This window comes from Mesorhizobium carmichaelinearum, from assembly GCF_900199455.1.
In the GTDB taxonomy this organism is placed as follows: Bacteria; Pseudomonadota; Alphaproteobacteria; order Rhizobiales; family Rhizobiaceae; genus Mesorhizobium; species Mesorhizobium carmichaelinearum.
In genome coordinates this window covers 76974-102686 of the sequence record NZ_FZQR01000004.1, presented here as the reverse complement: position 1 = coordinate 102686, position 25713 = coordinate 76974, and the positions used below count along the sequence as shown (strand labels likewise).

The 25713-nt window shown below is 63.0% G+C and carries 24 protein-coding genes; 14 read left to right on the top strand and 10 right to left on the bottom strand.

All coding sequences use genetic code 11. The features are described from left to right. Positions 1–7 precede the first annotated feature (7 nt). Both CKW40_RS10320 and CKW40_RS10315 read left to right on the top strand, forming a co-directional pair. Entirely contained in the window at positions 8–994 is a 987-nt protein-coding gene (locus tag CKW40_RS10320; RefSeq protein WP_179297910.1) for a lipid A biosynthesis lauroyl acyltransferase, read from the top strand. A gap of 148 nt (positions 995–1142) precedes the next feature. Next, on the top strand, positions 1143–1976 hold the full coding sequence (locus tag CKW40_RS10315) for a class I SAM-dependent methyltransferase (RefSeq protein ID WP_244571151.1): 834 nt from the start codon (positions 1143–1145) through the stop codon (positions 1974–1976). Here the strand turns inward: CKW40_RS10315 and CKW40_RS10310 are convergent. The 3 genes from CKW40_RS10310 to CKW40_RS10300 all read right to left on the bottom strand — a co-directional run bounded on the left by CKW40_RS10310 (position 1961) and on the right by CKW40_RS10300 (position 5202). Next, positions 1961–3178: an NAD(P)-binding domain-containing protein gene (locus CKW40_RS10310; RefSeq protein ID WP_095199832.1), complete on the bottom strand. Its 1218-nt coding sequence runs from the start codon at positions 3176–3178 to the stop codon at positions 1961–1963. The two genes, CKW40_RS10315 and CKW40_RS10310, sit on opposite strands and share 16 nt — an antisense overlap. Positions 3179–3296: 118 nt before the next feature. Further along, entirely contained in the window at positions 3297–4505 is a 1209-nt protein-coding gene (locus CKW40_RS10305; protein WP_095199831.1) for a carboxylate--amine ligase, read from the bottom strand. Between the two features lie 265 nt (positions 4506–4770). Then, on the bottom strand, positions 4771–5202 hold the full coding sequence (locus CKW40_RS10300; protein WP_095199830.1) for a L,D-transpeptidase: 432 nt from the start codon (positions 5200–5202) through the stop codon (positions 4771–4773). 219 nt (positions 5203–5421) lie between these two features. Between CKW40_RS10300 and CKW40_RS10295 the strand changes: the two genes are divergently transcribed. The 6 genes from CKW40_RS10295 (at position 5422) to CKW40_RS10270 (ending at position 13027) form a co-directional block, all read left to right on the top strand. Beyond that, positions 5422–6699, top strand: coding sequence for an acetylornithine deacetylase/succinyl-diaminopimelate desuccinylase family protein (locus tag CKW40_RS10295; RefSeq protein WP_095199829.1), 1278 nt, complete (start codon positions 5422–5424; stop codon positions 6697–6699). A 124-nt stretch (positions 6700–6823) separates the two neighbouring features. Next, positions 6824–8302, top strand: coding sequence for an ABC transporter substrate-binding protein (locus CKW40_RS10290; RefSeq protein ID WP_095199828.1), 1479 nt, complete (start codon positions 6824–6826; stop codon positions 8300–8302). Between the two features lie 79 nt (positions 8303–8381). Then, entirely contained in the window at positions 8382–9329 is a 948-nt protein-coding gene (locus CKW40_RS10285) for an ABC transporter permease (RefSeq protein WP_095199827.1), read from the top strand. Further along, a complete protein-coding gene (locus tag CKW40_RS10280; RefSeq protein ID WP_095199826.1) occupies positions 9326–10195 on the top strand; it encodes an ABC transporter permease in 870 nt (289 codons plus the stop codon). The genes CKW40_RS10285 and CKW40_RS10280 overlap by 4 nt, the downstream gene beginning before the upstream one ends. Beyond that, positions 10192–11814 (top strand): ABC transporter ATP-binding protein, encoded by a 1623-nt coding sequence (locus tag CKW40_RS10275; protein ID WP_095199825.1) that lies wholly within the window; start codon positions 10192–10194, stop codon positions 11812–11814. Before CKW40_RS10280 ends, CKW40_RS10275 begins: the two co-directional genes overlap by 4 nt. Positions 11815–11917: 103 nt before the next feature. Continuing rightward, positions 11918–13027: a tetratricopeptide repeat protein gene (locus tag CKW40_RS10270; RefSeq protein ID WP_179297909.1), complete on the top strand. Its 1110-nt coding sequence runs from the start codon at positions 11918–11920 to the stop codon at positions 13025–13027. Between the two features lie 70 nt (positions 13028–13097). Here the strand turns inward: CKW40_RS10270 and CKW40_RS10265 are convergent, their stop codons facing one another. After that, positions 13098–13529 (bottom strand): TerB family tellurite resistance protein, encoded by a 432-nt coding sequence (locus tag CKW40_RS10265; RefSeq protein WP_027046940.1) that lies wholly within the window; start codon positions 13527–13529, stop codon positions 13098–13100. Between the two features lie 135 nt (positions 13530–13664). Here CKW40_RS10265 and CKW40_RS10260 point away from each other — a divergent pair, with 135 nt between their 5' ends. The 4 genes from CKW40_RS10260 to CKW40_RS10245 all read left to right on the top strand — a co-directional run bounded on the left by CKW40_RS10260 (position 13665) and on the right by CKW40_RS10245 (position 16097). After that, positions 13665–14450 (top strand): TSUP family transporter, encoded by a 786-nt coding sequence (locus tag CKW40_RS10260; RefSeq protein WP_095199823.1) that lies wholly within the window; start codon positions 13665–13667, stop codon positions 14448–14450. Positions 14451–14501: 51 nt separating this feature from the next. Further along, positions 14502–14672, top strand: coding sequence for a hypothetical protein (locus CKW40_RS10255; RefSeq protein WP_080511798.1), 171 nt, complete (start codon positions 14502–14504; stop codon positions 14670–14672). 102 nt (positions 14673–14774) lie between these two features. Then, positions 14775–15605 (top strand): helix-turn-helix domain-containing protein, encoded by an 831-nt coding sequence (locus CKW40_RS10250; protein WP_095199822.1) that lies wholly within the window; start codon positions 14775–14777, stop codon positions 15603–15605. Between the two features lie 72 nt (positions 15606–15677). Next, the gene (locus CKW40_RS10245; RefSeq protein ID WP_095200261.1) at positions 15678–16097 is read left to right on the top strand and encodes a VOC family protein; all 420 of its coding nucleotides are present in this window, start codon (positions 15678–15680) and stop codon (positions 16095–16097) included. 3 nt (positions 16098–16100) lie between these two features. Here the strand turns inward: CKW40_RS10245 and CKW40_RS10240 are convergent, their stop codons facing one another. Beyond that, a complete protein-coding gene (locus CKW40_RS10240; RefSeq protein ID WP_095199821.1) occupies positions 16101–17576 on the bottom strand; it encodes a cobyric acid synthase in 1476 nt (491 codons plus the stop codon). Then, entirely contained in the window at positions 17576–18190 is a 615-nt protein-coding gene (locus tag CKW40_RS10235) for a dimethylsulfonioproprionate lyase family protein (protein ID WP_095199820.1), read from the bottom strand. Before CKW40_RS10235 ends, CKW40_RS10240 begins: the two co-directional genes overlap by 1 nt. A gap of 144 nt (positions 18191–18334) precedes the next feature. Here CKW40_RS10235 and CKW40_RS10230 point away from each other — a divergent pair, with 144 nt between their 5' ends. Further along, positions 18335–19501 carry an isobutyryl-CoA dehydrogenase gene (locus CKW40_RS10230; RefSeq protein ID WP_095199819.1) on the top strand — a complete coding sequence of 389 codons (1167 nt, stop codon included), beginning with the start codon at positions 18335–18337 and terminating at the stop codon, positions 19499–19501. A gap of 26 nt (positions 19502–19527) precedes the next feature. Beyond that, complete coding sequence (gene mmsB, locus CKW40_RS10225) at positions 19528–20412, top strand: 3-hydroxyisobutyrate dehydrogenase (RefSeq protein WP_095199818.1); 885 nt, start codon at positions 19528–19530, stop codon at positions 20410–20412. A 283-nt stretch (positions 20413–20695) separates the two neighbouring features. Here the strand turns inward: mmsB and CKW40_RS10220 are convergent, their stop codons facing one another. From CKW40_RS10220 to CKW40_RS10200, 4 genes are all read right to left on the bottom strand, one after another. After that, a complete protein-coding gene (locus CKW40_RS10220; protein WP_095199817.1) occupies positions 20696–21340 on the bottom strand; it encodes a cytochrome c oxidase assembly factor Coa1 family protein in 645 nt (214 codons plus the stop codon). A gap of 84 nt (positions 21341–21424) precedes the next feature. Then, positions 21425–21790 carry a hypothetical protein gene (locus CKW40_RS10215; RefSeq protein ID WP_095199816.1) on the bottom strand — a complete coding sequence of 122 codons (366 nt, stop codon included), beginning with the start codon at positions 21788–21790 and terminating at the stop codon, positions 21425–21427. A gap of 138 nt (positions 21791–21928) precedes the next feature. Beyond that, positions 21929–23308 (bottom strand): aspartate aminotransferase family protein, encoded by a 1380-nt coding sequence (locus tag CKW40_RS10210; protein WP_095199815.1) that lies wholly within the window; start codon positions 23306–23308, stop codon positions 21929–21931. A gap of 329 nt (positions 23309–23637) precedes the next feature. Next, the gene (locus CKW40_RS10200; protein WP_095199814.1) at positions 23638–25701 is read right to left on the bottom strand and encodes a prolyl oligopeptidase family serine peptidase; all 2064 of its coding nucleotides are present in this window, start codon (positions 25699–25701) and stop codon (positions 23638–23640) included. Positions 25702–25713 lie beyond the last annotated feature (12 nt).

Below are 25713 nucleotides of genomic sequence, written 5' to 3'. Positions count from 1 at the left end.
GACTTCGGTGCTCAAGAAGTTTCGCCGCGATCTCAAATTTCGCTACGGCAGGCAGCTGCGCCAGCTGAACTACTGGCTGGTTGCCCGCGCGGCGATGATCATCATCTCGGTTCTGCGCCTGCTGCCGGTCGACAGCGCGCTGAATTTCGCCGACCGCGTTGCGCGCCTCATTGGTCCCCGGGTCGGACGGCACCAGGTCGCCATCGACAATCTGCACAAGGCCTATCCGGACAAGAGCGAGGCCGAGATCCAGGCCATCGCCTCCGATATGTGGGGCAACATGGCCCGCCTTGCCGCCGAATACATCTTCCTGGATGCCCTGTTCGACTATGACCCGGCCGCCAGCAAGCCCGGCCGCGTCGAGGTCAAGGGCACGGAGCATTTCGTCGAGATCGCCGCCGAGAAGCAGCCGCACATCGTCTTCACCGGCCATCTCGGCAATTTCGAGCTGCTGCCGGTGGCGGCGGCCACCTTCGGCATGAACATCACGGCGCTGTTTCGCCCACCCAACAATCCGTATCTTGCCGATTACATCCTTTCGACGCGGCGCTCGACCATGGGATCGCTGCTGCCGTCGATGGCCGGAGCCTCATTCGCATTGGCAGGCGTCCTGGAGAATGGCGGCAACATCGGCGTCCTCGTCGACCAGAAATTCTCCAACGGTCTCGACACGACCTTCTTCGGCCGCCCCTGCCAGAGCAACCGCGTGCTCGGCACCCTTGCCCGCCACTATGACTGCGACGTCTATCCGGCGCGTTGCATCAGATTGCCGGGAAACCGCTTCCGCCTCGAAATCGAAGACAAGCTGGTCTTACCGCGCACCGCCGACGGCAGCGTCGACGTCCACGCCACCACCCAGATGCTGAACGACGTGGTCGAGCGCTGGGTGCGCGAGGACCCCGGCCAGTGGATGTGGTTCCACAAAAGGTGGGAGATCAGCAACTGGCGGCGCAAGAAGCGGGCGCAGGCAAAGGCGCCGGCCGCGAACAGCTGACCACGTCCGCTGGAGTGTTTGCCGCAGCCATTTCCGGCACTGATGGGCCTACGATCCAGACATTCGTAACATTGCTGGTCAGGGAATCTTAAACGAGCGCGGTGCAGATACCCAGGAGATGTTCCTCGACTGGAATGGAGCTCGTGGCATGACGAATATCGAGATGCCGCGCCTGGATCGGGATGGCGTCGAAGATCGTTCGTTCGGCCGTCTTGGCCGGGCATGGTCGCATCTGCGTCAGCATGGCTTGCTTGAGCCGATAAGGCTCGTCCATCGACATGGGCTCGGCGCAAGCCTTGGCTTTGTCCGGCGCAACATCAGGCATATCGTCGCGGACCGTCTCGCCCGGAAATGGGACCGCCAGCACAACGTCGATACGGCCGGCTCGATCCAGCTCGGTGCCCTCAATGTCGTCGGCCCGCACCGCGCCAAGGGCAACGAAGCCGTCTGCACCTCGCCGAAAACCTTCGACTTCATCATGAAGTCGCTGCCTCGCGATCTCGATGACCATACATTCATCGACATCGGTTCCGGAAAATCACGAACGCTGCTGCTGGCCTCGCGGTATCCGTTCGCCGGGATCATCGGCGTGGAGTTCGCACGCGAACTGGTGGACATCGCCCGAAGCAACATCGAGCGTTTCAGCGACCCGTCGCAGAAATGCCGGGCGCTCAGCGTCGTCGAGGCGGATGCGGCGACTTACGATTTTCCCGACGCGCCGCTGGTGGTCTATTTCTACAATCCCTTTTCGAAGGACGTTTTCGACATCGTCCTGAGAAATCTCGTGGCGTCGCTTGAGCGACGCCCGCGGGATTGTTTCATCATCTATGGAAGCTCCAGCCACCGCGCCATCGATTGGGCGAGGCCCGCCATCCGCGAAACCGGCATTTTCCGGGAACTGCCCGCGCCAGCGATGCCCGGCTTCCTCGATGCGGTCCGCACCATCGACTATGCGGTCTTTCAGGTTCAGGCCGCGGCGTAATTTCTGCTTTTGTCGCTTTGAATGAAACGCGCGACGGTGCGCGCGGCAAACGGCGTGCCGGCGGTGAACCGCATCAGCGGGCCAAAACTGCCGACCGCACTCGCGCCGACGAAATGCAGGCCGGGAATGCTGGATTCGAATCCGGCGGAAAGCACCGGTAATCCGTCCCGGCGCGCAATCGTGGCGAGCATGTCTGGCGCGAACAGGCCAAGCTTGGCGACATCGATCCGGTAGCCCGTGCCGAGCAGGACGTGATCGAAGGTGGCGGTATCTTTCTCGAACCGCAGTTCGATGGCATTGCCTTTGGCGAACGCGCTGACAATCCGGCTGCCAGCCCTGACCTTTATCCCATCGAAATCCGGCTTCAGCCAACCCGTCGCGCCGGCGCCAAGGCTGCGTCTGTTGAGCCCGGCCCTGGCTGGCTCCGGGAACCGGTGCACAAAGCCTGGAATCTCGACCAGCCAGGAAATCGGGAACGGGCCAACCCTGGAAGGCGATGCAAGCCGCTCCGACAGGAAGTCGCGCAAGCTCCAGCTCTGCTTTCCCGACAGCGCCCGATAGCCCAGCCAATGGATGTCGCCATGGCAGATGAGGTCGACTTCGGCGCCGCTGCGTTTGAGCAGCACGGCGGATTCGCAGGCGCTTTGCCCGCGCCCGATGACGGCGACGCGCTTGCCACGGAAGGCTTCATAACCTGTATGTTCGCTGGCATGGCTGACCAGTTCGCGCGGAATTCCGTCGAAGGCGACGGGGATCAGTTGCTGGTTCATCAGGCCGGTGGCCACGACGACGCGGCGCGCCTTGACGGCATCGCCATCGGCCAGTGCCAGGCGAAATCCGCCGTTCGCCTTCTCGACGCGGCCGACCCTGCGCTTATCCAGATCCGGAACCGCCTGGGCTTGGATCCACAATCCATAGTCGACGAAGTTTTCGAGCCGCAGCGGTTCACTCGATGAGATTCCAAGGACCTTCGCGTAGGAATCGAGCGAGAGCGGACCTTTGGTGTGGCCGATATAGGTCGCGTGCCAGGGAGAGCGCAGCCTCATGCCTCTCGGCATATTATCGCGCCAAAAGGACATTGCGCCGCCGAATGTGAGCGTATCGACGCCTGCCGCCTTGAGGGCGGAAGCGGCAGCCAGCCCGAAAGGACCGGCACCGATCACAGCCACCTCACAGTCGGCCCTGGGCATGAAAGCGGTCATCTCAGCGGTCTCGCCTGTCGGTTTCTGCAGCCGTGGAACTCACTCAGTCACGCCGCCGTCCTAAACATTCCCCGGTTAAGATTGCGGAAAGAGAGGCTTCCTCCAGCCATTGCTCAACCTACAAAAGCCGAAGTAGCCGCCGCGTCAGCACTCTCCAGCCCGTCAAGGGCACGTCGATCAGGCCCGGCATCGGGTCTCTTGCCTGGAATGTCGCCCAAGCCCGTACTTTGGCGAATGAGCTGAAATAGGCACGCTTCGTCAGCCGGCCGCTCGAGATCAGCTTGCCGGCGGCCACCATGTCCCGGACCAGATACATCCAGGACGTGGCAGGCCGGGCTGAGGCTGTCTGTACCATTTGGCCCGATTTGATCGCCCAAAGCATGGCGCCGAGGTCGACGCCGGCGGCGGCGCCCAGTCCGAACCATGTCCAGGGCCGAGGGTTGACGTCGAGCACCTTCATCGAGCCATCGCGTGCGTCGCGCTTGAATTCGACCTCGACCAGCCCGTGATGGGCGATCGACCCAAGCAGCCGGCGCGCGGCATCGATCAGTTGCGGTTCGTCGACGACCTCCACGAAGGTGCTGGTATAGCCGAAATCGACGGGATATTGCCGCGTACGGCGGGCGGTGAATTCCGCCACCGGCGCGCCCTCGTTCCAGAGCGCCGCATAGGAGAACTGGCTCTCTCCTCCACCCGGTATCATTTCCTGAACGACGACATTTCCGCTGCCGATCTCTTCGGCACCCCAGCTGTAGGCCGTCAAAAACGATGCCTTGTCATGGGCGAGAACGGCCTTGGCACGCGCGAAACGGCTGCGCCCGCCCATGTTCGGCTTCAGGATGACGGGAAAGCGCAGTTCGGCCGCCTCTGCCTGCCCGAGCGAGGTGATCTCATAGGTCAGTGGAACGGCGAGCCCCAGTTCGCGCGCCCTGCGATAGAGCAGCGGCTTTTCACAAACCCATTTCAGCTGCTCCCAGGGTGGCAGCACCACGTCGAACACGGCGGACAGTTCGTCGATCGATTGCGATACGAAGCGAACTTCGGGGTCGCCGCCAGCGATCAACAGAAAACCGCCAAGCCCCTGAACCTTGGCCAGGTTGAGCAGGAAGGCGACGGCACCAGCGTCATCGGGGCCGGGCCACGTCATTGTCCGCTGGGCATATCGCGAAAAGCTGGGCAACGGGGTGTCGTTGCTCACCAGCCAGACAGGCACTTTTTGGGCGCCGAAGCTCCTGGCCAGCGCCAGCGTCCCGTGCGCCCCGCCAAGAATGAGCACCCCGGCGGGCCGGCTGGGAAGACGATCGTCCATCTCTGGCTGGGGATGCATCTATCAATTCCGGCAAACGGCACGCAATGGCAAGTTTCCCGGCGAACCGATTGACCGCCTGCAATATTTAAGCGAACTCTAATAATTCAAAGCGCCCGGTACTGCTGATTGTCCTCAGTCAGGCAATGGCATGGAAAGCACACCCCTTATCCCTCGGCAATAGCCGTCTGTATCGGAACAGGTAGAACCTTGGCCGATTGTTGTAGCCGCCAGTAGAAAGTCTCGCGCCGGGGCACCGGCCCGGCAGCGAGAATTCGCGCTGAAGCTAGTTCGTCACGACAATGCGCGTGTTGCCAAAGCCCACTTCCCGCACCATCGAATAGAAGGTCGCGGCATTGGCCGTGTGCAGCCGCACGCAGCCATGCGAGGCCGGGCGGCCGAGTTGCCTGACGGCGCCCGTCCCATGGATGGCATAGCCGCCATGGAAGAACACGGAATAAGGCATCGGCGACATGTCGTATTTGCGCGAATACCACATCCGCGCGGTCCTCTGCGGTCGGTAAGTGCCACGCGGCGTGAAATAGCCCGGACGCGCGGTCGACACGACCCAACGATAAACCTCCGACCCGTATCGCACCGTCATCGTCTGCGACGACACGTCGATATTTGCTTCCAACATCGCCGCGTAACTTGCGGACGGCGTACCAAACAGCGCGGTTGCCAACATCGCCGCTGCTACGAGAAAGAACTTCCTCATGCGATCAAACCCCTTTGATTGCCCCTTGCCTGCTTGCCATCACGTTGTTTTTCACCTTTTTAATGGCAGTGAACAAATAGCACACAGTCCTTGATCAATTCGCCAATCCAAAGCAGCGAATTTGAATGATTTCCCGCGATAGTTGCCGCAACGACACGCCGCGCGAGTTGATGATCGACGGGCTTGCAAAACCGCTGATATCGCTGCTCAACTCGCCGCATGAACGAGCGACTCTTCAAGGCAATCGATAACAGGCGCGACGATCTCGTTGCGCTGACCGCCGACCTGATTCGGTTCCCGACCATCAATCCGCCCGGTGAAGCCTACGGGCCATGCGCCGAATATCTTGGCGCTCGGCTGAGGAAGCGTGGTTTCGAAACCGAATTCATCCGCGCCGAAGGCACGCCCGGCGACACCGATCGCTACCCGCGCGTCAATGTCGTGGCCCGTTTCGACGGCCGGTCGCCCGGCGCCTGCGTCCACTTCAACTCGCATATCGATGTGGTCGAGGCCGGTGACGGCTGGACCGTCGATCCCTTTGCCGGTGTCGTCAAGGATGGCAGGGTCTATGGCCGCGGCGCCTGCGACATGAAGGGCGGCCTGGCTTCCTCGATCATCGCCGCCGAAGCCTTCATGGACGTCTATCCCGACTTTCCCGGCGCCATCGAGATATCGGGCACCGTCGACGAGGAATCCGGCGGCTTTGGCGGTGTCGCCCATCTGGCCAGGCTCGGCTATTTCTCGAAACCCAGGGTCGACCACGTCATCATTCCCGAGCCGTTGAACAAGGACCGCATCTGCCTTGGCCATCGCGGCGTCTGGTGGGCGGAGATCGAGACCAAGGGCGAGATCGCGCACGGTTCGATGCCGTTCCTCGGCGACAATGCGGTGCGCCATATGGGCGCTGTGCTCAGGGCTTTCGAGGACGAACTGTTCCCGGCGCTCGACCGCAAGATGACGCGCATGCCGGTGGTGCCCGAAGGTGCAAAACGCTCGACCATGAACATCAACTCCATCCATGGCGGCCAGACCGAGGATTTCCGGCCCGGCCTGCCCTCGCCCAACGTGCCCGATTCCTGCCGGCTGACCATCGACCGCCGCTTCCTGCTCGAGGAAGACCTCGCCACGGTCAAAGGCGAAGTGACCGGCATTCTCGAGCGCCTGAAGCGCGAGCGCAAAAAGTTCGATTACGAGATCCGCGACCTGATGGAAGTGCTGCCGCTGATGACCGAGCGCGACGCGCCGGTGGTCAAGGCGGTGGCGCAAGGCATTCATGCGATCTTCGACCGCGAGCCCGACTACGTCATCTCGCCCGGAACTTACGACCAGAAGCACATAGCCCGCATCGGCCACATCTACGACTGCATCGCCTATGGGCCCGGCATTCTCGACCTTGCCCACCGGCCGGACGAGTGGGTCGGCATAGAGGACATGGTGGAATCAGCCAAGGTGATGGCCATCGGCCTCAACGTGCTGCTGCGCGGCACAACCGGATGATCGGCCTGCGGCGCAAAAACATTTCTCCTGGCGCGGCGCGACAGCACGAAACGCAATTTACTCCCGCGCGAAATCACGCTTCTATCCCTAGGCCTAAGCATTTGAGCACATGGGGAGTTCAGCGATGAAACTGTGGAAGACCCTTCTGGCCGCTGCCGTGCTGGCGCTCGCAACCGCCACTTCGGCGTTTGCCGCCCGGACCGATCTCGTCATCGGCATTCCGCTTGAACCCCCGCATCTCGACCCGACGGCGGGAGCGGCCGCGGCAATCAGGGAGGTCACCTACGCCAACGTGTTCGAGGGTCTGACCCGAATCGGCCCGAACAGCGAAGTCCTGCCGGATCTGGCTGAGAGCTGGACCGTTTCAGATGACGGCAAGGTCTACACCTTCAAGCTGCACACGGGCGTGAAATTCCACGACGGGAGCGATTTCAGCGCCGACGACGTGAAGTTCTCGCTCGACCGTGCCCGCGCGGAAAACTCCGTCAACGCGCAAAAGCAGCTCTTTGCCGCCATCGACAAGGTCGACGTGGTCGACCCCGCCACCGTGAAGGTGACGCTCACCCACCCGCAGGGCTCGTTCCTCTACAATATGGGCTGGGGCGACGCGGTGATCGTATCGCCGAAATCCGCCGACACCAACAAGGAGAAGCCTGTTGGCACCGGCCCCTTCAAGTTCGAGAACTGGGCCAAGGGTTCATCGATCACCCTGGTGAAATCAGATCATTACTGGGGCGCCCCTGCTTTCCTCGAAAAGGTCGAGTTCCGCATCGTTCCCGATGCCGCGGCGGCGGTGCCGGCGCTGCTTTCCGGCGACATACAGGCTTTCCCCTTCTTCGATCCCGACAGCGTCTCCCAGGTCAAGGATGATCCGCGCTTCAAGGTGGTGGTCGGCGCGACCGAAGGCGAGACCATCCTGTCCATCAACAACAAGAAGCCGCCCTTCGACAAGCTGCAGGTGAGGCAGGCGATCTCCTACGCGCTCGACCGCAAGGCGATCATCGACGGCGCCTCGGCCGGGCTCGGCCTGCCGATCGGCTCGCATATGTCGCCGGCCAACAAATATTATGTCGACCTCACCGGCCGCTATCCGCACGACGTGGCCAAGGCCAAGGAACTGCTCAAGGAGGCAGGACTGGAGAACGGCTTCAAGGCCACGTTGAGGCTGCCGCCGACCTCCTATGCACGGCTCGGCGGCGAGATCGTCGCCTCGCAGCTCCGCGATGTTGGCATCAACCTCGAGATTATCCCCGTCGAATGGGCGCAGTGGCTGGACCAGGTGTTCACCAAGAAGGACTACGACCTGACCATCGTCTCCCATACCGAGCCGAACGACATCGATATCTACGCACGCAAGGACTACTATTTCAACTACGACAACCCTGCCTTCAACAAGGTCATTGCCGATCTGGAGCTGACGTCCGACGAGGCCAAGCGCAAGGACTTGTATGCGCAAGCGCAAAAGATCCTGGCCGACGACGCCGTGGTCGGCTTCCTCTACGAACTGCCCAAGGTCGGGGTTTGGGACGCCAAGCTGCAAGGCCTGTGGGAAAACGCACCAATCCCCGCCAACGACCTGACCAAGGTGAAGTGGTCGGATTGATTTCGCCCTTCCGAGAAATGCGTGGCTCCGGAAGTAAACCTGCTTCCGGAGCCCGCCTTTTTCCGGCACGTTGGAACGGATGACCACCTACCTCCTCAAGCGCCTCGCCATCTCGCTTGCCACGCTGGTGCTGGCGTCCATCGTGGTGTTCGCCGTGCTCGAAATCCTGCCCGGCGACCCGGCGCGGCTGATGCTGGGCATGAACGCCAGCGCCGACCAGGTCGAACTCCTGCGCAACCAGATGGGCCTCAACGCCCCGCTTGCGCTGCGCTATCTGCACTGGGCCAGCGGCCTGCTCAGCCTCGATTTCGGCCGCTCCTACACCTATTCGGTGCCGGTCATCGATCTCGTGCGCGAACGGCTTGCCGTCTCGCTGCCGCTGGCGCTGATCGCGCTGGCGCTCTCCACCATCATCGCGATACCCGTCGGCCTGTTTTCCGCCAGCCGGCGCGGACGCGCCGGCGATACGATTTCCATGGGCGCGGCACAGCTTGGCGTCGCCGTGCCCAATTTCTGGTTCGCGCTGATGCTGATCTACATCTTCGCCGTATGGCTGCGGCTGGTCCCGGCCGGCGGCTTTCCCGGCTGGAGCGCCGGCGTCTGGCCGGCGCTGAAATCGCTGCTTCTGCCGGCGATCGCCCTTGCCTTGCCGCAGGCGGCGATCTTGGCGCGCGTCACCCGCTCGGCGCTGATCGAGGTGTTGAACGACGACTATATCCGCACCGCCCGCGCCAAGGGCCTGCCCTATCGCGCCGTGCTGTGGCGGCATGCGCTGCGCAACGCCATGATCCCGGTGCTGACCATACTCGGCCTGCAATTCGCCTTCCTGCTCGCCGGCACCATCATCATCGAGAATGTCTTCTATCTCCCCGGCCTCGGCCGGCTGGTGTTCCAGGCGATCACCCAGCGCGACCTGATCGTCGTCGAAAGCGTCGTCATGCTGCTGGTCGCCGCCGTCATTGCCGTCAACCTCATCGTCGACCTTTCCTATGCGGTCGTCGATCCGCGCCTGAGAAGCCGGCAATGACGCTGCACATCGACATCCCTGAGGAGACGTTCAGCTCCATCCTGGCCAAGGCTTTCAGGAACACAGCATTCGTCACCGGCTTCGTCATCACCTTGCTGATCCTGGCGATGGCTGTCGTCTCCTATATCTGGACGCCTTACGATGTGACGAAGCTGGTCATATCAGACAAGACGCAAGGCCCCTCGCTGGCCCATTGGTTCGGCACCGACCATTTCGGCCGCGACATCCTGTCGATGATCATGGTCGGCGCCCGCAATTCAATCGCCGTGGCGCTTGTCGCGGTCGGCATCGGCATGGGCATAGGCGTGCCGCTCGGCGCTTTCGCCGCCGCGCGTGGCGGCTTGGTCGATGAAGCGCTGATGCGCATCAACGATCTGGTCTTCGCCTTCCCGGCACTGCTGTCGGCGATTATGATCACCGCCATCTTCGGGCCAGGTGCCGTCAACGCCATCATCGCCATCGGCATCTTCAACATCCCGGTCTTTGCCCGCGTCGCCCGCGCCGGCGCGCTGGCGATCTGGCCGCGCGAGTTCATCCTCGCAGCGCGCGCCGCGGGAAAAAGCAGCACGCAGATATCGATCGAACATGTGCTGCCCAACATCGCCACGTTGCTCCTGGTGCAAGGCACCATCCAGTTCGCGCTGGGCATCCTAGCCGAAGCCGGGCTTTCCTATCTCGGCCTCGGCGCGCAGCCGCCCATGCCGAGCTGGGGCCGCATGCTGTTCGACGCGCAGACGCGCATGGTGGTGGCGCCGTGGATGGCGATCTTTCCCGGCATGGCGATCGTCATCACCGTGCTCGGCCTGAACCTTCTGGGCGACGGCATCGCCGACATTCTCGACCCGAAATCGCGGCGGCAGCGATGAGCCTGCTGGAGATCGAGAACCTGTCGCTGACCATCGGCGAGACGCAGATCCTGAAAGACATGGAGCTTTCCGTCGCGCCCGGCGAAGTGATGGGGCTGGTCGGCGAATCCGGCTCCGGTAAGTCGATGACGGCGCTGACGGTGATGCAGCTTCTGCCGTATGCCGCGCGCGCCACCGGCCGCGTCTCGTTCGATGGCATCGATATCCTCGCGGCAAGCGAGGACCAGATGTGCGCGCTGCGCGGCGACGACATCGGCATGGTGTTCCAGGAGCCGATGACGGCCCTCAACCCGGTCAAGACCATCGGTGAACAGGTGGCCGAAGGCATACGCTGGCATACCAAGACCACGCGCGCGGCAGCCGAGGAGCGGGCGCGCAAAATGCTCGACCGCGTCGGTCTGCCCGAGGCGAAATTCCCGCTGTCGCGCTATCCGCACGAACTGTCGGGCGGCCAGCGCCAGCGTGTCGTCATCGCCATCGCTTGCGCGCTGAAACCGAAGCTCTTGATCGCCGACGAGCCGACCACGGCGCTCGACGTGGTGCTGCAGGCACAGATCCTCGACTTGTTGCTCGACCTTGTCGCGGAGAGCCGTATGGGCCTGCTCTTGATCTCGCACGACCTCGCCGTCGTGACCGAGATGGCCGACCGCATCACCATCCTGCGCCGCGGTGAGGTGATGGAGGCCGGCGACACCGCCCGCACATTGTCCGAACAGCTCCACCCCTACACGCGCCAGTTGGCGCAGGCCTCGATGCACGTGCCGGCACGCGCCAGGCCACACGATACAAGTCAGGGCAAGCCCCTGCTTCAGGTCGAAGGCGTGACCCGCGATTATCCCGGCCGCCGCGCCTCGCTGTTTCGGCGCGCGCCAACCATTCGCGCCGTGGACGATGTCTCCCTGTCGATGGCGCCGGGTCAGTCGGTGGCGCTGGTCGGCCGCTCCGGCTGCGGCAAGTCAACGCTTGCCCGCATGATCCTGGCGCTGGACAAGCCGAGCGCGGGCACGATCCGCTTTCGCGGAGAAACCGTCACCGGCAAGGGCGAAGCCGAATTGAAGCCGGCCCGGCGCGACATGCAGGTCGTCTTCCAGGATCCCTATGGCTCCTTCGATCCGCGCCAGAAGGTCGAAAAACTGGTCGCAGAGCCCTTGCACGTGCTGGACAAGAAACCGACGCGCGCCGAGCGCCGCGAGATGGTGGCGCATGCGCTGCACGAGGTCGGCCTCGACCAGCGCGACATGGACAAGTACCCGCACGAGTTCTCCGGCGGCCAGCGCCAGCGCCTGTCGATCGCCCGCGCCATCATCACCCGTCCCAAGCTGGTTGTTGCAGACGAGCCGGTCTCGGCGCTCGATGTCTCGATCCGCGCCCAGATCCTAGATCTGTTCGCCGAACTCAACCAAAAACTCGGCATCGCCTATCTCTTCATCACCCACGACCTGACCGTCGCCCGCGCCATAACAGACGAGGTGCTGGTCATGCATGACGGCAAGATCGTCGAGCGCGGCAAGACGAACGAGGTGCTCGACCATCCGCAGTCCGAGGCCGCCAGAGCGCTGGTTACCGCCGCGCCGGACCTGCACAGGGCAATCGCAAAACGGATGCAGGAACAGGGGTAAAGCCCCTCACCCCGCATGCATTCGCAACGCATATACCAAGCGCAAAAATCCAAATATGGTTTGGAGAACCAAACAAGCAGGGGGCTCCATGCGGTCGCGTCGAATGATTGTCGCCGGAGTGTTCGGATTGTTGATGGCGGGGGCGGCCTTTGCCGATCAGCCGACGGAGTGCGACCGTCTTGCGGGCTCGCCCACCGATCCGAATCGGGTCGACGAAGGGGTTGGCCTCTACGGGATCGATCCGATTGAGGCCATCGCGGCATGCGAAAAGACGCTGGCCACCGACCCGAACAATCCGCGCCTGCTTTTCAACCTCGGTCGGGCGCATGAAGCAAGCGGGAGTGTGGGCTCGTCATCGGCTGATGAAATGGCGCTGGCAGGCAAAAGCTTTAAGAGTGCCGCGGACCAGAACTATCCCGCGGCGCAGGTCGCGTTGGCCGCCTTCTATTGGCGCGGCAGCGATGGTTTCCAGCAGGACACCAGCCAGGCCATGCTTCTCCTGAAAAAGGCGATGACGTCAGACGCCATGGAGGCCAAGTCGCAGCGCCGGGACCTGTTCGCGGATACGACCTTCGCCACCGACCCCCGCGAATCGCAGATCCAATTCATCAACGAGGCAGCCGACGCCGGCGACGCGGACGCCCTCTATGCGCTCGGCCTGCCATTGAGCCTGGCTGAAGACAGGCAACCAGATGTCGTCCAGCTCTGGCACCAAGCAGCGGCGCTCGGCAGCGCCCAGGCAGCGTTTGATCTCGCTAGGATGTATTTCAGAGGCAAAGGCGGCCTGTCGGCGAATCCGGAAGAGGCGCTGCGGCTGATCCAGAAAGCCGCGGCCGGCGACGATCCCCAGACGTGGGGCTCCGCGGCAAAGGCCTATGAGCGCGGCAGCTACGGCGTGCCGAAGGACGACAACCAGGCTGCCCATCTCTTCAAGCAGGCGAGCGATGCAGGCAACAGATACGCGCTGTACGATCTCGGCAGGTTCTACGAGGAGGGCAAGGGCGGATTGCCCCAGGACTCGCGTGAGGCGGCGCGCCTTTACAAGCTGGCGGCCGATCAAGGCAATGAAGACGCCGTTCTTGCCCTTGCCCACGACATGGTGGAGGGTCGAGGCGGCTACGAAGCGGACAAGGCCAAGGCGATCGCGTTTTTGAAGCGTGCCGCGCGCTGGAGCACGCAGGCAAAGGACGAACTGACGAAGATGGGCGGATGACGCGGCACACGGTATCGGCGGTACCAAGAAGGTCCCCTCGGCGCCGACAAACCGTTGCTCAGGAAGTGCCTTACTCCTCCGGCTTCACCACATCGACGGGACTGATGTCGAGCAGGTCGAGCGTGCGGCGCAGCAAGCGCACCTCGCTCTCGGCCAGTTGCGAATCCGCCTTGGCGATCTCCGCCATGTGCTGGGCCAATTGCTTGCGCCGTTCGACATCGAGATCACGAAACAGCGCAATCGCCTGCGAGCCGTTGGTCTCGTAGCCGAACTCGTTGAGATATTCGATGACGGCGTCGATGCTGGTTTCCTGAATGCCGAAGGCGTCCTTGCAGATGCGCCGGAAGGCAACCATCTCGCTCTCGCTGACCGTCCCGTCGGCGAGGATCATGCGGAACAGCATCAGAAGTTCAGCCGACAGGACCGGATCGTCCGCGACCTTGCGCACGCCCGGGTCGCCATCGAAGATCGAGCGTATCTGGTCCAGCAATGCGAATGCCATCAGGGCCTCTTTCCGGGTTAACCAAATCCAAGCGCGATGCGCCTGGATAGAGGTAGCGCGGAATCGGCCTTGCGCAAACAGGGCTATCGTGGTCGAACGCCGTTATCCCGCCGACCGGACGTCTCCGCACATCAGATGATCGACCTCACCACCCAGACAATCGTCATGCTTGCGCTCGCCGCCTTTGCCGCGGGCTTCGTCGATTCGATTGCCGGCGGCGGCGGGCTGATCACCATTCCGGCGCTTTTGCTTGCCGGCTTCTCACCGGTCGCGGCGCTCGGAACCAACAAGCTGCAAGGCATGTTCGGCTCCGGGTCGGCGACGATCCACTATGCCTCCAAGGGCCATGTCGACCTGCGCCGTCAATTGCCGTCGGCGCTGCTGGCGGCTGCCGGCGGTGTCGTTGGCGCCTTGCTGGCCACCATCGTTCCGGGCGATCTCTTGCGCGCCCTGCTGCCCCTGGTGCTGATTGCCATTGCACTCTATTTCGCGCTCAAACCCAACATGAACGACGTCGACCGGGCCGAGCGTCTGTCGCCCTTCCTGTTCGGACTGACCCTGGTGCCGGCAATCGGCTTCTATGACGGCCTGTTCGGCCCCGGCGCCGGCTCCTTCTATATGCTGGCCTTCGTCGCCCTTGCCGGCTACGGCGTGCTCAAGGCGACGGCGCACACCAAACTGCTCAACTTTGCCTCCAACATCGGCGGCTTCATCGTCTTTGCCGCTGTCGGCGTCATCTCCTGGAAGATCGGCCTGATGATGGGCGTTGCCCAGTTCCTCGGCGCCCGTGTTGGCGCGAGCCTGGCCATGCGCATCGGCGCCAAACTGATCAAGCCGCTGCTGGTGATCGTCTGCGTGGCGCTCGCGGTGAAGCTGCTGGCCGACCCCGCCAACCCGCTGCGTGTCATGATTGGTGTGTGATCACGCGCCTGTTACTATGGCGCTGTTCGAATCATGTTGGAGGAGCCACGCATGAATCTCAGCGCGCCTACCCAGATCGTTTTCATCATTTCCCTGGTCATCGCCATCATCGGCATTCTCGCCGCGCTTGGCGTTCTCGCCTTTATCCCGCTCGCATCGGTGTGGATCGTTCTCATTGCCTACATCGTGCTCGCCGCCGGCTGCCTGATGCGCGGCGCCTGACAAGTTTCCCTTGAAGTGGGGACTGAGAGCGCCCGGCCAAAAGCCGGGCGCTTTTGATTCTGACCCAGGCTCTGTTAGGCTTGCCGGGCAGAAGGATGGCCAATGCCGATCGAGATGCAGCGCCGGGAGGAACAGGACCGCTCCATCGCAGGGCGCTTCGAGATGCGCCGGCGCCTTCCCGATCCCGTGCTTGATGGCATCGTCACGGACATTTGCGGCTATCGCGAAACCGCACCCGGCCATTTCCGCAATGTCGAATACGCCTCGCTGACGGTGCCGCTCGTCATCAGCTTCGCCGAACCCTTCGCCATCGGCCTCGGCAAGGCGCCGGGCGGCAATGACCGCTTCACCAGCTTCGCCGCCGGGCTGTTTGCCGGACCGGTGATGATCGAATCCTTCGGTGCCGCCTGCTGCGTCCAGATCAACTTCACGCCGCTTGGGGCGCGCCGCTTCTTCCGCTTGCCGATGAGCGAACTGACCGACAGCATGGTCGTCCTCGACGACGTGCTGGGCGCTGAGGGTATGGCGCTTCGCGAACAGCTTGGCAATGCACCGGACTGGACGGCGCGTTTCGACCTTGCCGAAGCCTTCGTCACCGCGCGTCTTGCCAGCGCCGCCGAAACGCCGCTGAAAATCGCCTGGGCCTATGACCGCATCATCGCATCAGGCGGCCGGACCCGCATTGCATCGATCGCCGAGAGACTGGGCTGGAGCCGCAAGCACCTCGCCGAAAAATTTACCGACGCAACCGGCATCGGCCCCAAGACGCTGTCGCGCATCGTCCGCTTCAACCGAGCGCTCGGCCTGTCGCGGCAGCAGACCGCCGACTGGGCCGATATCGCCGCCGATTGCGGCTATGCCGATCAGGCGCATCTGGTGCGCGAGTTCCGCGACCTCGCCGGCGAAACGCCAACGGCGCTTCTCGGCAGGTAACATTTCTTCAAGACGCTGCAACGGCCTTCGCCCAGATTGGGGCATCGACCAACCCAGATGAAGGAGTTTCCCATGCCCACCACCACTGAAGCCCCCCGCCTCTACCCCGCTTTGCGCTATAAAAATGCGGCGAAAATGATCGACTGGCTGGGGGAAGCCTTCGGCTTCAGCGTCCGCGCCCGCTATGGCGAAGGCGATGTCGTGCACCATGCCGAACTGGTCTTCGGCGCCTCGATGATCATGCTGGGCAGCGCACGCGACGACGACTACGGCAAGATGGTCGGCGAACCCGGTTCAGGCGGCGGCAAGTCGATCTATATCGCCGTCGACGATGCCGATGCCGCCTATGCCACGGCCAGGAAAGCCGGCGCCACCATCATCCAGGAACTGACCGACCGCGACTATGGCAGCCGCGAATTCATCTGCCGCGATCCCGAAGGCGGCGTCTGGTCCTTCGGCACCTACTGGCCGAAGGCGGGCGACAAGGCATAGGCCCTAACGCGCGAGCCCAAAAATCGCGTCACAGTCGAGATGGCTCTCCAACTCGACGGCGACCTCGTCCAGCGCCCGTTCGACTTCGGCGCGATAGTCGATGCCACCGCCCTTGATACCGAGGCTTTCGAGGAATTTCCCGCGAAAGCCGTCAGCGCCGAACAGACCATGCATATAGGTGCCGATCACTTTGCCGTCGGTCGAGATCGCACCGTCCGCGACACCATTGATGATCGCCGATGGCCGCATCGTGTCCGGGCCGGTGGTGCGGCCGAGATGGATTTCGTAGCCTTCGAGCGGCAGGTCGAATTGCACCGAGCGCGCGCTGACATTGCGCACCGTCTTCTCCGGCTCCATGACCGTTTCGATATCGAGCAGGCCAAGCCCTTCGGTCTCGGTGACGCTGCCTTCGATGCCGTCGGGATCGCGCACGCGGTGGCCAAGCATCTGAAAACCGCCGCAAATGCCGACGACATGGCCGCCACGCTTGCGATGCGCGGCAAGATCCCCGTCCCAGCCGTTCTCACGGAACTTTATGAGATCGCCAATGGTAGACTTCGAGCCGGGAATGACCACCAGCCCGGCATCCTCCGGCAGCGGTTTTCCCGGCGGCACGAACACCACCTCGACCTGCGGTTCGGCCTTGAGCGGGTCGAGATCGTCGAAATTGGCGATACGGCCGAGCATCGGCACCGCGACCTTCAGCGCCCGCGCTTGACCGGACGCCAGGCGTTCCAGCACCACCGAATCCTCCGAGGGCAGCCGCGTCGCCGCCGTCAGCCACGGCACGACGCCAAAGCAGCGCCATCCCGTGAATTTCTCAATCGCCTTCAAACCGTCATCGAACAGCGAGACATCGCCGCGGAACTTGTTGATGAGGTAGCCGACGATCATGCGCCGATCCTCTTCCGGCAGGATCAGATGCGTGCCGGCGACCGAGGCGATGACGCCGCCGCGATCGATGTCGCCGACCAGAACCACGGGCACATTGGCACGCGTGGCAAAGCCCATATTGGCGATGTCGCGGCTGCGCAGATTGATTTCGGCCGGCGAGCCGGCGCCCTCGACGATGACCAGATCCGCGCCGTCGCCCACCTTGGCCCAGGAGTCCAGCACCGCATCCATCAGGCGGCCCTTCAGCGCCTGGTAGTCGCGCGCCCGCGCCTCGCCGAACACTTTTCCTTGGACGATGACCTGCGCGCCGACATCCGTCTGTGGCTTGAGCAGCACCGGGTTCATGTGCACCGATGGGGCCACGCCGCAAGCGATCGCCTGCAGCCATTGCGCGCGGCCGATCTCGCCGCCGCTTTTGCTGTTGTCGCCGGGAATGTCGGCGACCGCGGCATTGTTCGACATGTTCTGCGGCTTGAACGGCCGCACCTTCAGGCCACGCGTTTTCGCGGCGCGGCAGAGGCCGGCGACCAGCACCGTCTTGCCGACATCCGAACCCGTGCCTTGCAGCATGATTGCCTTGGCCATCAGCTTCGGCCCTGCGCTACGGTGCCTGGAATGGTCGACTTCTGCGCCAGTGGCCCGCCGCGCCAGATATACAACGCCAGCAACGGCTGGCTACCGGTGCGCATGGCGTGGCTGACATCCGAAGGATGGTGGATCACCTCGCCCGCCTCCCGCTGGCGAAAGCCGCCCTCTCCCATGCGCCATTCCGTACCGCCGGTCAGCGGAATGTAGATCTCCTCGGCAATGTGATGATGGTCGGGATAGACGATATCAGGCCCGAGGATCAGCAAGCCGGCCGCCACTTCTTCATTCACGAAATGGCCGCGCGTGCCGAACACTTCCAGCCAGCCATATCTGGTCAGGAACTCCGCCCCGAAATCGGCAGCACTATAGGTTTGGCCCCAGCGCAGATCATTGCGATGCGTGGCGAGGAAACGCGCCAGAGGCTTTGCATCCGGCGGCGCAAGTTCGGCGACGCGATCGAGATAGGCAAGGCAAGGAAGGCGATGCGGTTCGGCCGGACGGGCCGGCATGTCCCACCCGATCCGGGTCACGGCATCGCGCACCAGCGCGTTGTCCACGCTCCTGAGATAGGCCTGGAACTGCTGGAGCAGCTCATCGAAAACTGTCTTCACACCTTGCTCCGTTGATCAGTTTGCGCACAGCCGCTGCGCGGACAGCTGGGTTGCGCGGCGGCATCATTGGTCTAGATTGATGCCCGCGCAAAGCCAAAAACGACAGGCCAGCGGACCAGCTGGCCAGCACACAGGGAGCACGCCATGGACGCCGCGGTCGATGCGAGCACCAGCCAGTTCGAACTCAACGAGGAACAGCGCGCCATCCAGGAGATGGCGCAGGCCTTCGCCGCCGACCGCGTCGCGCCGAATGCGCTCGACTGGGACCGCAGGAAGCATTTTCCCGCAGATGTGATCCGCGAGACCGGGCCGCTCGGCCTTGGCGGCATCTATGTCAGGGACGATGTCGGCGGCTCCGCGCTCGGACGCCTCGACGCCGTGCTGATCTTCGAGGCGCTGTCGCATGCCGATCCGGGCTTCTCGTCCTTCATCTCGATCCACAACATGGTGGCCTCGATGATCGATCGTTTCGGCAATGACGAGCAGCGCCAGCGCTTCCTGCCGAAGCTGACCTCGATGGAATGGCTGGCGAGCTATTGCCTAACCGAACCGGGCTCCGGCTCGGATGCCGCGGCACTGAAGACGCGCGCAGTGAAAAGCGGCGGCGACTATATCCTCAACGGCACCAAGCAATTCATATCTGGCGCCGGCGACAGTGATGTCTACGCCGTCATGGTGCGCACCGGCGCCGACGGGCCGAAAGGCATTTCCACCATCGTCGTGCCGAAAGACGCGTCAGGCCTCTCCTTCGGCGCCAACGAGCACAAGATGGGCTGGCATATGCAGTCGACCCGCCAGGTCATTTTCGAAGACTGCAAGGTGCCGGCGGAAAACCTTCTGTCGGGCGAAGGCGCCGGCTTTGGCATCGCCATGGCCGGGCTCGATGGCGGCCGGCTGAACATCGCCGCCTGTTCGCTGGGCGGCGCCCAGTCGGCGCTCGACAAGGCATTGTCCTATACTGCCGAGCGCAAGGCCTTCGGCTCGAAGATCAACCAGTTCCAGGCCTTGCAGTTCAGGCTGGCCGACATGGAGACCGAACTGCAGGCAGCGCGAATCTTCCTCTACGCCGCCGCCTCCAAGCTCGACCGCAAGGCGCCGGACGCCGGCAAATGGTCTGCCATGGCCAAGCGCTTCGTCACCGACACCGGCTTCAACGTCGCCAACAACGCGCTGCAGCTGCTCGGCGGCTATGGCTATCTGCACGATTACGGCATCGAGAAACTGGTGCGCGATCTGCGGGTGCACCAGATCCTCGAAGGCACCAACGAGATCATGCGCGTCATCATCGCGCGGGCATTGATCGGCCGCTGAAGCCAGCAAACTCCGGGAGTGAGACAATGACGACGATCGCCTTCATCGGCCTCGGCAATATGGGCAATCCGATGGCCGCCAATCTGGTCAAGGCTGGGCATCAAGTGCACGGCTTCGACCTGATGCCGGAGAATTTGACGGTCGCCCGCGAGCACGGTGTTGTCGTCATGGCCAACGCTCCGGCCGCGGTGAAGGATGCCGATGTGGTGATCACCATGCTGCCCGCCGGCAAGCATGTGCTGTCGGTCTATGAGGATATCGCGCCAAAGGTGAAGAAGGGCGCACTGTTCATCGATTCCTCGACGATCGACGTTGAATCGGCGCGCAAGGCGCATGCGATTGCCGCGAAACACGGCCTGCTCTCCATCGACGCACCCGTCTCGGGCGGCACCGGAGGTGCGGCGGCCGGCACGCTGACCTTCATGGCCGGTGGCGCCAACGATGCCTTCGCCGCCGCCGAACCGATCCTGAAGCCGATGGCCGGGCGCATCGTCCATTGCGGCGGCGACGGTGCCGGCCAGGCGGCAAAGATCTGCAACAACATGATCCTCGGCATTTCGATGATCGGCGTCGCCGAAGCCTTCGTGCTGGCCGAAAAGCTCGGCCTGTCGCATCAGGCGCTGTTCGACGTCGCCTCGACCTCGTCAGGCCAGTGCTGGTCCTTGACTACCTACTGCCCCGTGCCCGGCCCGGTGCCCACCTCGCCCGCCAACAGGGACTACAGACCGGGTTTCGCCGCGGCGCTTATGCTGAAGGATCTGAAATTGTCCCAGGAAGCAGCACTTGGCGCAGGCGCGGTGACCCCGCTTGGCGCCGAGGCGGCACAGCTCTATGCCCTGTTCAACGCCCAGGGGCATGGCGGCGCCGATTTCTCCGGCATAATTAATTTTCTCAGGGGCAACCCAGCGTAATCAACGGATTTCATGGGTTTTTTCCTGGATCCATCCAGCACAAAGACCGCAAATTTAGATTTGCTTAAGCTCTCGATAACTCCGCGGTAACGATGTCCCTATAAAACGGATGGCGAGGCGGACATATCGCATCCGCCCGGCGCTCCGGATCAGGTCTCGCGTACCGGAGCCCGTAAGTTTCGCCAAGTGTTTGCGTAGCGAAACGCCATGCGTATCTGGCAAAGCCGCGTTCCCGATGGAGCGCGGTTTTTGCGTTTCTGCCGCGCACAATCAAGCCTGACGTCTATATTCCGATCGCCGCGTTCGGAATTGGCACATGATCTTCGTTGGTCAATACAATCGGCGCATCCACCCCATCCACTCTGAGCACCAGCAGGCGCATGCTCCATGTGCCTGCATTGCGAACCAGATGGGAAAACACGGTGCCCTTGCCCTTGGCGCCATGGACGGGAATGCTGAACTGGGCGTCGCCCGCGCCGTTCGCGTTGACGTTGAGACTGCCGCCAACCCAGAAATTGTCGGTCACGTCGTCGCCAATAGCAGTTTTCACACGAGTGTCGGCGCGAATGGCATCCATGGTCATGTGATAGGCATCACTGCCTTTGAGAAGGTAGGGAACGCTGCCGACCGACGCCGCGCAACCGCCGATCCCCACCACCCAGACAACCAGCCCGGCGATCGCCCAGTTGCGCTGCGTCTTGCGGAACTGGTCCGCGTCGCGCCAGGCCCGGTTCTGCCAGGCCCAGCGGCTGCCACGGGCGCCAAGCACGAAGATCATGATGAGGTTGACGACCGGGATCAGTGCCAGCAACGCGATGAAAGTGCTGTTGCCGATGCCCCAGATCCAGTTGAGGAAGAAGGCGCCCCAATTCCAGCGATCGAGTTCGGGCGGAATTTCAGCGGGCTGGTTGAGCGGTTGTCCGGCCATGAAATCCCCCATCGGTGCGTATGCCGATCGGTTCTAGCGCATGATCCCGACAATGCGCAAAATCAAACTTCCGCAGCGCCCATTTCACGCCTTTGACGACAGCCGGCGAAAATTCGCCTTCACCGCGCGGCTGGCCGGCTTCAGCGCAGCGCTGATCGACCGTTCGGCCGCGACGCCGTTGAACAGCGACGGCGTGCGACCGGAAAGGAGTTCCGGCCAGAAGCGCGATGCCGACTGCAGGAAGGACATTTGCGCCGCGAACGCGCCCTCAGCGATTGCCGCGGTCTTCTCGTTCACCGCACGCGCGGTTTCGGTGCCCCAGGGCTGGCTGCTGCCGGCGTCCATGGCCATCAAGGGCAGGCGCATCATCGCCACCAGGGGTGCCAGCATCAGGTCCGCACCGATGCTGGCCGCTTCTTGCGGCCGTCGGCTCTTGCCGGTTTTTCTCATGGAAATGAACCCCTTGTCGCAGCCGAGTGGCCGCTGCCTGACACACTACGCGCAGAGGATGAGGTTTGTTCCCCATTGCGACAGCATGTTTCTCGAGGCCGGGCGTCCCCTTGAAGGAACGCCCGGTCGAGGTTTGCCTCACCGCTTGCGCAGATCTGCCTGTGCCAGATCCAGTGCCTTGCCGATCCGCTCGCAGGCCATGTCGATCGTGTCGCGGGTCCAGATCAGCGGCGGCGACAGGATCATCGTGTCGCCGGTGGCGCGCAGCATCATGCCGTTGGCGATCGCATGGTCGCGCACCGTCACCGCTGCACTTCCCGAGGGCAGGAACCGTTCCTTGGTCGCCTTGTCCTTGACGATCTCGATCGCACCCATCAGCCCGATCGAACGCACCTCGCCGACCAGGTCATGCCCGGCAATGCGCTCCTGCAGGGCCTTGGCGAAATAAGGTCCGGTGTCGTTCCTGACGCGATCGACCAGCCCTTCCTGCTCGATGATCTCCAGGTTCTTCAAGGCCACGGCGCAGGCCACAGGGTGTCCGGAATAGGTGTAGCCGTGGTGGAACTCGCCGCCCTTCTCGACCAGCGTCGAGGTGATGCGGTCACCGACCAGCAGTGCCGACAGCGGCTGGTAGCCCGAGGTCAACGCCTTCGCCGTCGTGATGGTATCGGGCTCGATGCCGAAGGTCTGCGCCGCGAACCACTCACCCGTGCGGCCGTAGCCGGTGATGACCTCGTCGAGCATCAAAAGCACATCATATTTGCGGCAGATGCGCTGCACTTCCGGCCAGTAGCTCGCCGGCGGGATCTTGACGCCGCCCGCGCCCATCACCGGCTCGCCTATGAAAGCTGCGACCTTGTCGGCGCCGGCCTCCAGGATGGCATCCTCGACCGATTTGGCCGCGCGCAGGCCGAAATCGTGATCGCTCTCGCCCGGCAGCGCCAGTTCGTAGGCATAGGGCATCATCACATGGACGATGTTGGGGACGGCCCCGTTGAGCTGCTTGTGCATGGCATCCATGCCGCCAAGCGAAGTGCCGGCGATGGTCGAACCGTGATAGGCCATCTTGCGCGAGATGACGCGGTTCTTCTCCGGCTTGCCCTCGATCACCCAGTAGTGGCGGACAAGACGCAAGGCGGTGTCGTTGGCCTCCGAGCCGGAGGAGCCATAGAACACCTGGTTGACGTTCTTCGGCGCGATCTCGGCCAGCTTCTTGGACAACAGCACCGGCGTCGGCGTCGAGCATTTGAAGAAGGAATTGTAGTAAGGCAGTTCCTTCATCTGCGCATAGGCGGCCTCGGCCAGTTCGTCGCGGCCATAGCCGATGTTGACACACCACAGGCCTGCCATACCGTCGAGCAGCTCCGCCCCTTCGGAATCGTAGATGAACGGGCCATTGGCGTGGGTGATGATGCGCGAACCCGCCTCACGCAATTCCTTGTGGTCGGTGAAGGGATGGAGATGATGCGCGGCGTCGATCTGCTGAAGCTGCTTCAGCGAATAATTCTGATAAGTCATGTCTGGATCTTTCCTCTGGATTCAAGCCGGCAGGCACCGGGGCGAATGCATCAGAGGCTGGCAGGCGGTGAATAACCGATGCGGGCACACAGCCGCAAAAGCTCCGCGCGCAGCGTGCGCGGCGACGGTGTCACCGCGACCCCGAACGTGCAGACAAAAGTCATAGCAGGAGCCATGGAAGGCACCTTAGAGCAAAGGCTGGCCAAGGTGAACCACCCTTTGCTTGGCCCATGACGGAATACGTCTATGCATGTCGCCTAAAAGTGGTCCCGGTTTTAGGAGAACGACATGCATAAAAAACAATGGCATAAAGCGCGTCGCGACGCGCTTTATGCCTTGGCGCTCAGTGCCCGCTGCAGGAAGACATATTTCATCGCCGTCTGCGCCGCCTGCGGCCGCCGGTCGCCGCGCCCGCCATGGCCGCCTTCGGTTTCCTCGAAGAACAATGTCCTGGCGTGGCCGGCCTCGTGCAGGCGTGCCGCCATCTTGCGGGCATGGCCGGGATGGACGCGGTCATCGGCGGTCGAGGTGGTCAGAAGGACCGGCGGGTAGGCAGCATTGGCCTTGACGTGCTGGTAGGGCGAATAGGCGGACAGCCATTTTGCATCTTCCGGCTTCGACGGATCGCCATATTCGGCCATCCATGAGGCGCCGGGCGGCAATTCGGTGTAACGAAGCATGTCGAGCAACGGCACCTCGATGATGACGGCGCCGAACAGCTCCGGGCGCTGCGTCAGGGAAACGCCGGTCAGGAGGCCGCCATTCGAGCCACCCTGGATGCCGAGCGAGCTTGCCGTCGCGATGCCGCGCCTGACGACGTCCTCGGCCACCGCGGCGAAATCGTCAAAACCGTTCTGGCGATTGCCTTTCAGCGCCGCCTGATGCCAGGCCGGCCCGAACTCGCCGCCGCCACGGATACAGGCCTGCACATAGGCATTGCCCTTCTCCAGCCACAGCCTGCCGCGCACGCCGGCATAGCCGGGCAAGAGCGGCACTTCGAAGCCGCCATAGCCGTAGAGCAGCGTCGGCACCGGCCCCTTCTGATCGCTTCGCCTGACGACGAAATAAGGGATCATCGTGCCGTCCTTCGAGCGCGCCTCGAACTGCTCCGAGATCAGCGGCGCGGCATCGAACCGCGCCGGTTGCGACTTCACCGTCGCCAGCGTCTCACCATCATCATCCGACCAGATGATCGAGCTCGGCGTCAGGAAATCGGTGAAGGAGAAGGACACGCTGGAGCCGAAATGCTCGGCATGACTGATGCCGACAGTGCCGTTCTCGGGCAGCGCGACAGGCTTAAGCGACCAGGCGCCATCCTTGCGGTCGCAGACGAGCACCTTGCCGCGCACATTGTCCATCAGGCTGATGAACAGCCGGTCCTGTGTGCGGGCAATGCCGGCGATCGACACGCGATAGGCCGGCGCCAGAAGAGTCTCGATGGCGCCGAAACTGCCGGTTTCGATCCACCGCGCGAAATCGAGCGAGTAAAGCCCGTCCGGCTGACAGGCCGTACCGTCCGGCGCCGTCCATGGCGTGCGCACCCCGAACAGCAACTGGTCCTTGAAAAGCGATGTGTCAGTGGCGTCGTCGGGCAACGGAATGCGCCTGTTTGCACCAGACGGGAGATGCAGGAAGCTGTGCGACGCAAAGAAATCGATCGCCCGCGCCAGAAACACGTGACGCTTCTCGCCGTCGAATTCGACGCCGGCTCCGGCGGCGAGATCCTCGGTCTTTGCCTCGAAGATCGGCGTAGCCTCTTCCAGCTTGGTGCCGCGCTTCCAGAGCTTGATCACGCGCGGATAGCCGGATTCGGTCTTGTCTGCGTCCTCGAAAGCCGCCGAGACGATGACGGTGTCCTTGTCCAGCCAACTGAAGCCCGACTTCGAGGCTCGCGCGTGATATCCGCCTTCTACGAACGACTTGGTTTCGATGTCGAACTCACGCATCTCGCTGGCGTCGCCGCCGTCGGGCGACATCGACAGCAGGCAGCGGCTAAAATCCGGATAGAGTCGGCTGGCGCCGCTGAACACCCATTTTATCCCCTCCTTCGCCGCAAGCTGGTCGAAGTCGATGATCGTTTCCCAGACCGGCTTCTCGGTTTTGTAGGAAGCGACGGTCGTGCGGCGCCACAGGCCGAGCGCATTGGTCTTGTCTTGCCAGAAATTATAGACATGGCCGGCGATGGCCGCGCCGACGGCGATGTTGTCCTCGGCCGTCATCAGGTCGAGCGCGGTCTCGAACGACGCCTGATAGGACGGATCGCCCTGCAACTCGCCTGTCGTGATCTCGTTCTGGCCATGCACCCAGTCGAGAGACTTTTTGCTGGTCCTGTCCTCCAGCCAGAGAAAGGGATCTTCGATGCTGGCTTCTGGCTTGGCGATGGGCTTGGTCATGGAATCTCCAAT

Bases quoted from the DNA above. Each gene is read 5' to 3' on its own strand.
- CKW40_RS10315 (WP_244571151.1), top strand. From the start codon at position 1,143: ATGACGAATATCGAGATGCCGCGCCTGGATCGGGATGGCGTCGAAGAT.
- CKW40_RS10310 (WP_095199832.1), bottom strand. From the start codon at position 3,178: ATGACCGCTTTCATGCCCAGGGCCGACTGTGAGGTGGCTGTGATCGGT.
- CKW40_RS10305 (WP_095199831.1), bottom strand. From the start codon at position 4,505: ATGCATCCCCAGCCAGAGATGGACGATCGTCTTCCCAGCCGGCCCGCC.
- CKW40_RS10300 (WP_095199830.1), bottom strand. From the start codon at position 5,202: ATGAGGAAGTTCTTTCTCGTAGCAGCGGCGATGTTGGCAACCGCGCTG.
- CKW40_RS10295 (WP_095199829.1), top strand. From the start codon at position 5,422: ATGAACGAGCGACTCTTCAAGGCAATCGATAACAGGCGCGACGATCTC.
- CKW40_RS10290 (WP_095199828.1), top strand. From the start codon at position 6,824: ATGAAACTGTGGAAGACCCTTCTGGCCGCTGCCGTGCTGGCGCTCGCA.
- CKW40_RS10285 (WP_095199827.1), top strand. From the start codon at position 8,382: ATGACCACCTACCTCCTCAAGCGCCTCGCCATCTCGCTTGCCACGCTG.
- CKW40_RS10280 (WP_095199826.1), top strand. From the start codon at position 9,326: ATGACGCTGCACATCGACATCCCTGAGGAGACGTTCAGCTCCATCCTG.
- CKW40_RS10275 (WP_095199825.1), top strand. From the start codon at position 10,192: ATGAGCCTGCTGGAGATCGAGAACCTGTCGCTGACCATCGGCGAGACG.
- CKW40_RS10270 (WP_179297909.1), top strand. From the start codon at position 11,918: ATGATTGTCGCCGGAGTGTTCGGATTGTTGATGGCGGGGGCGGCCTTT.
- CKW40_RS10265 (WP_027046940.1), bottom strand. From the start codon at position 13,529: ATGGCATTCGCATTGCTGGACCAGATACGCTCGATCTTCGATGGCGAC.
- CKW40_RS10260 (WP_095199823.1), top strand. From the start codon at position 13,665: ATGATCGACCTCACCACCCAGACAATCGTCATGCTTGCGCTCGCCGCC.
- CKW40_RS10255 (WP_080511798.1), top strand. From the start codon at position 14,502: ATGAATCTCAGCGCGCCTACCCAGATCGTTTTCATCATTTCCCTGGTC.
- CKW40_RS10250 (WP_095199822.1), top strand. From the start codon at position 14,775: ATGCCGATCGAGATGCAGCGCCGGGAGGAACAGGACCGCTCCATCGCA.
- CKW40_RS10245 (WP_095200261.1), top strand. From the start codon at position 15,678: ATGCCCACCACCACTGAAGCCCCCCGCCTCTACCCCGCTTTGCGCTAT.
- CKW40_RS10240 (WP_095199821.1), bottom strand. From the start codon at position 17,576: ATGGCCAAGGCAATCATGCTGCAAGGCACGGGTTCGGATGTCGGCAAG.
- CKW40_RS10230 (WP_095199819.1), top strand. From the start codon at position 18,335: ATGGACGCCGCGGTCGATGCGAGCACCAGCCAGTTCGAACTCAACGAG.
- mmsB (WP_095199818.1), top strand. From the start codon at position 19,528: ATGACGACGATCGCCTTCATCGGCCTCGGCAATATGGGCAATCCGATG.
- CKW40_RS10220 (WP_095199817.1), bottom strand. From the start codon at position 21,340: ATGGCCGGACAACCGCTCAACCAGCCCGCTGAAATTCCGCCCGAACTC.
- CKW40_RS10215 (WP_095199816.1), bottom strand. From the start codon at position 21,790: ATGAGAAAAACCGGCAAGAGCCGACGGCCGCAAGAAGCGGCCAGCATC.
- CKW40_RS10210 (WP_095199815.1), bottom strand. From the start codon at position 23,308: ATGACTTATCAGAATTATTCGCTGAAGCAGCTTCAGCAGATCGACGCC.
- CKW40_RS10200 (WP_095199814.1), bottom strand. From the start codon at position 25,701: ATGACCAAGCCCATCGCCAAGCCAGAAGCCAGCATCGAAGATCCCTTT.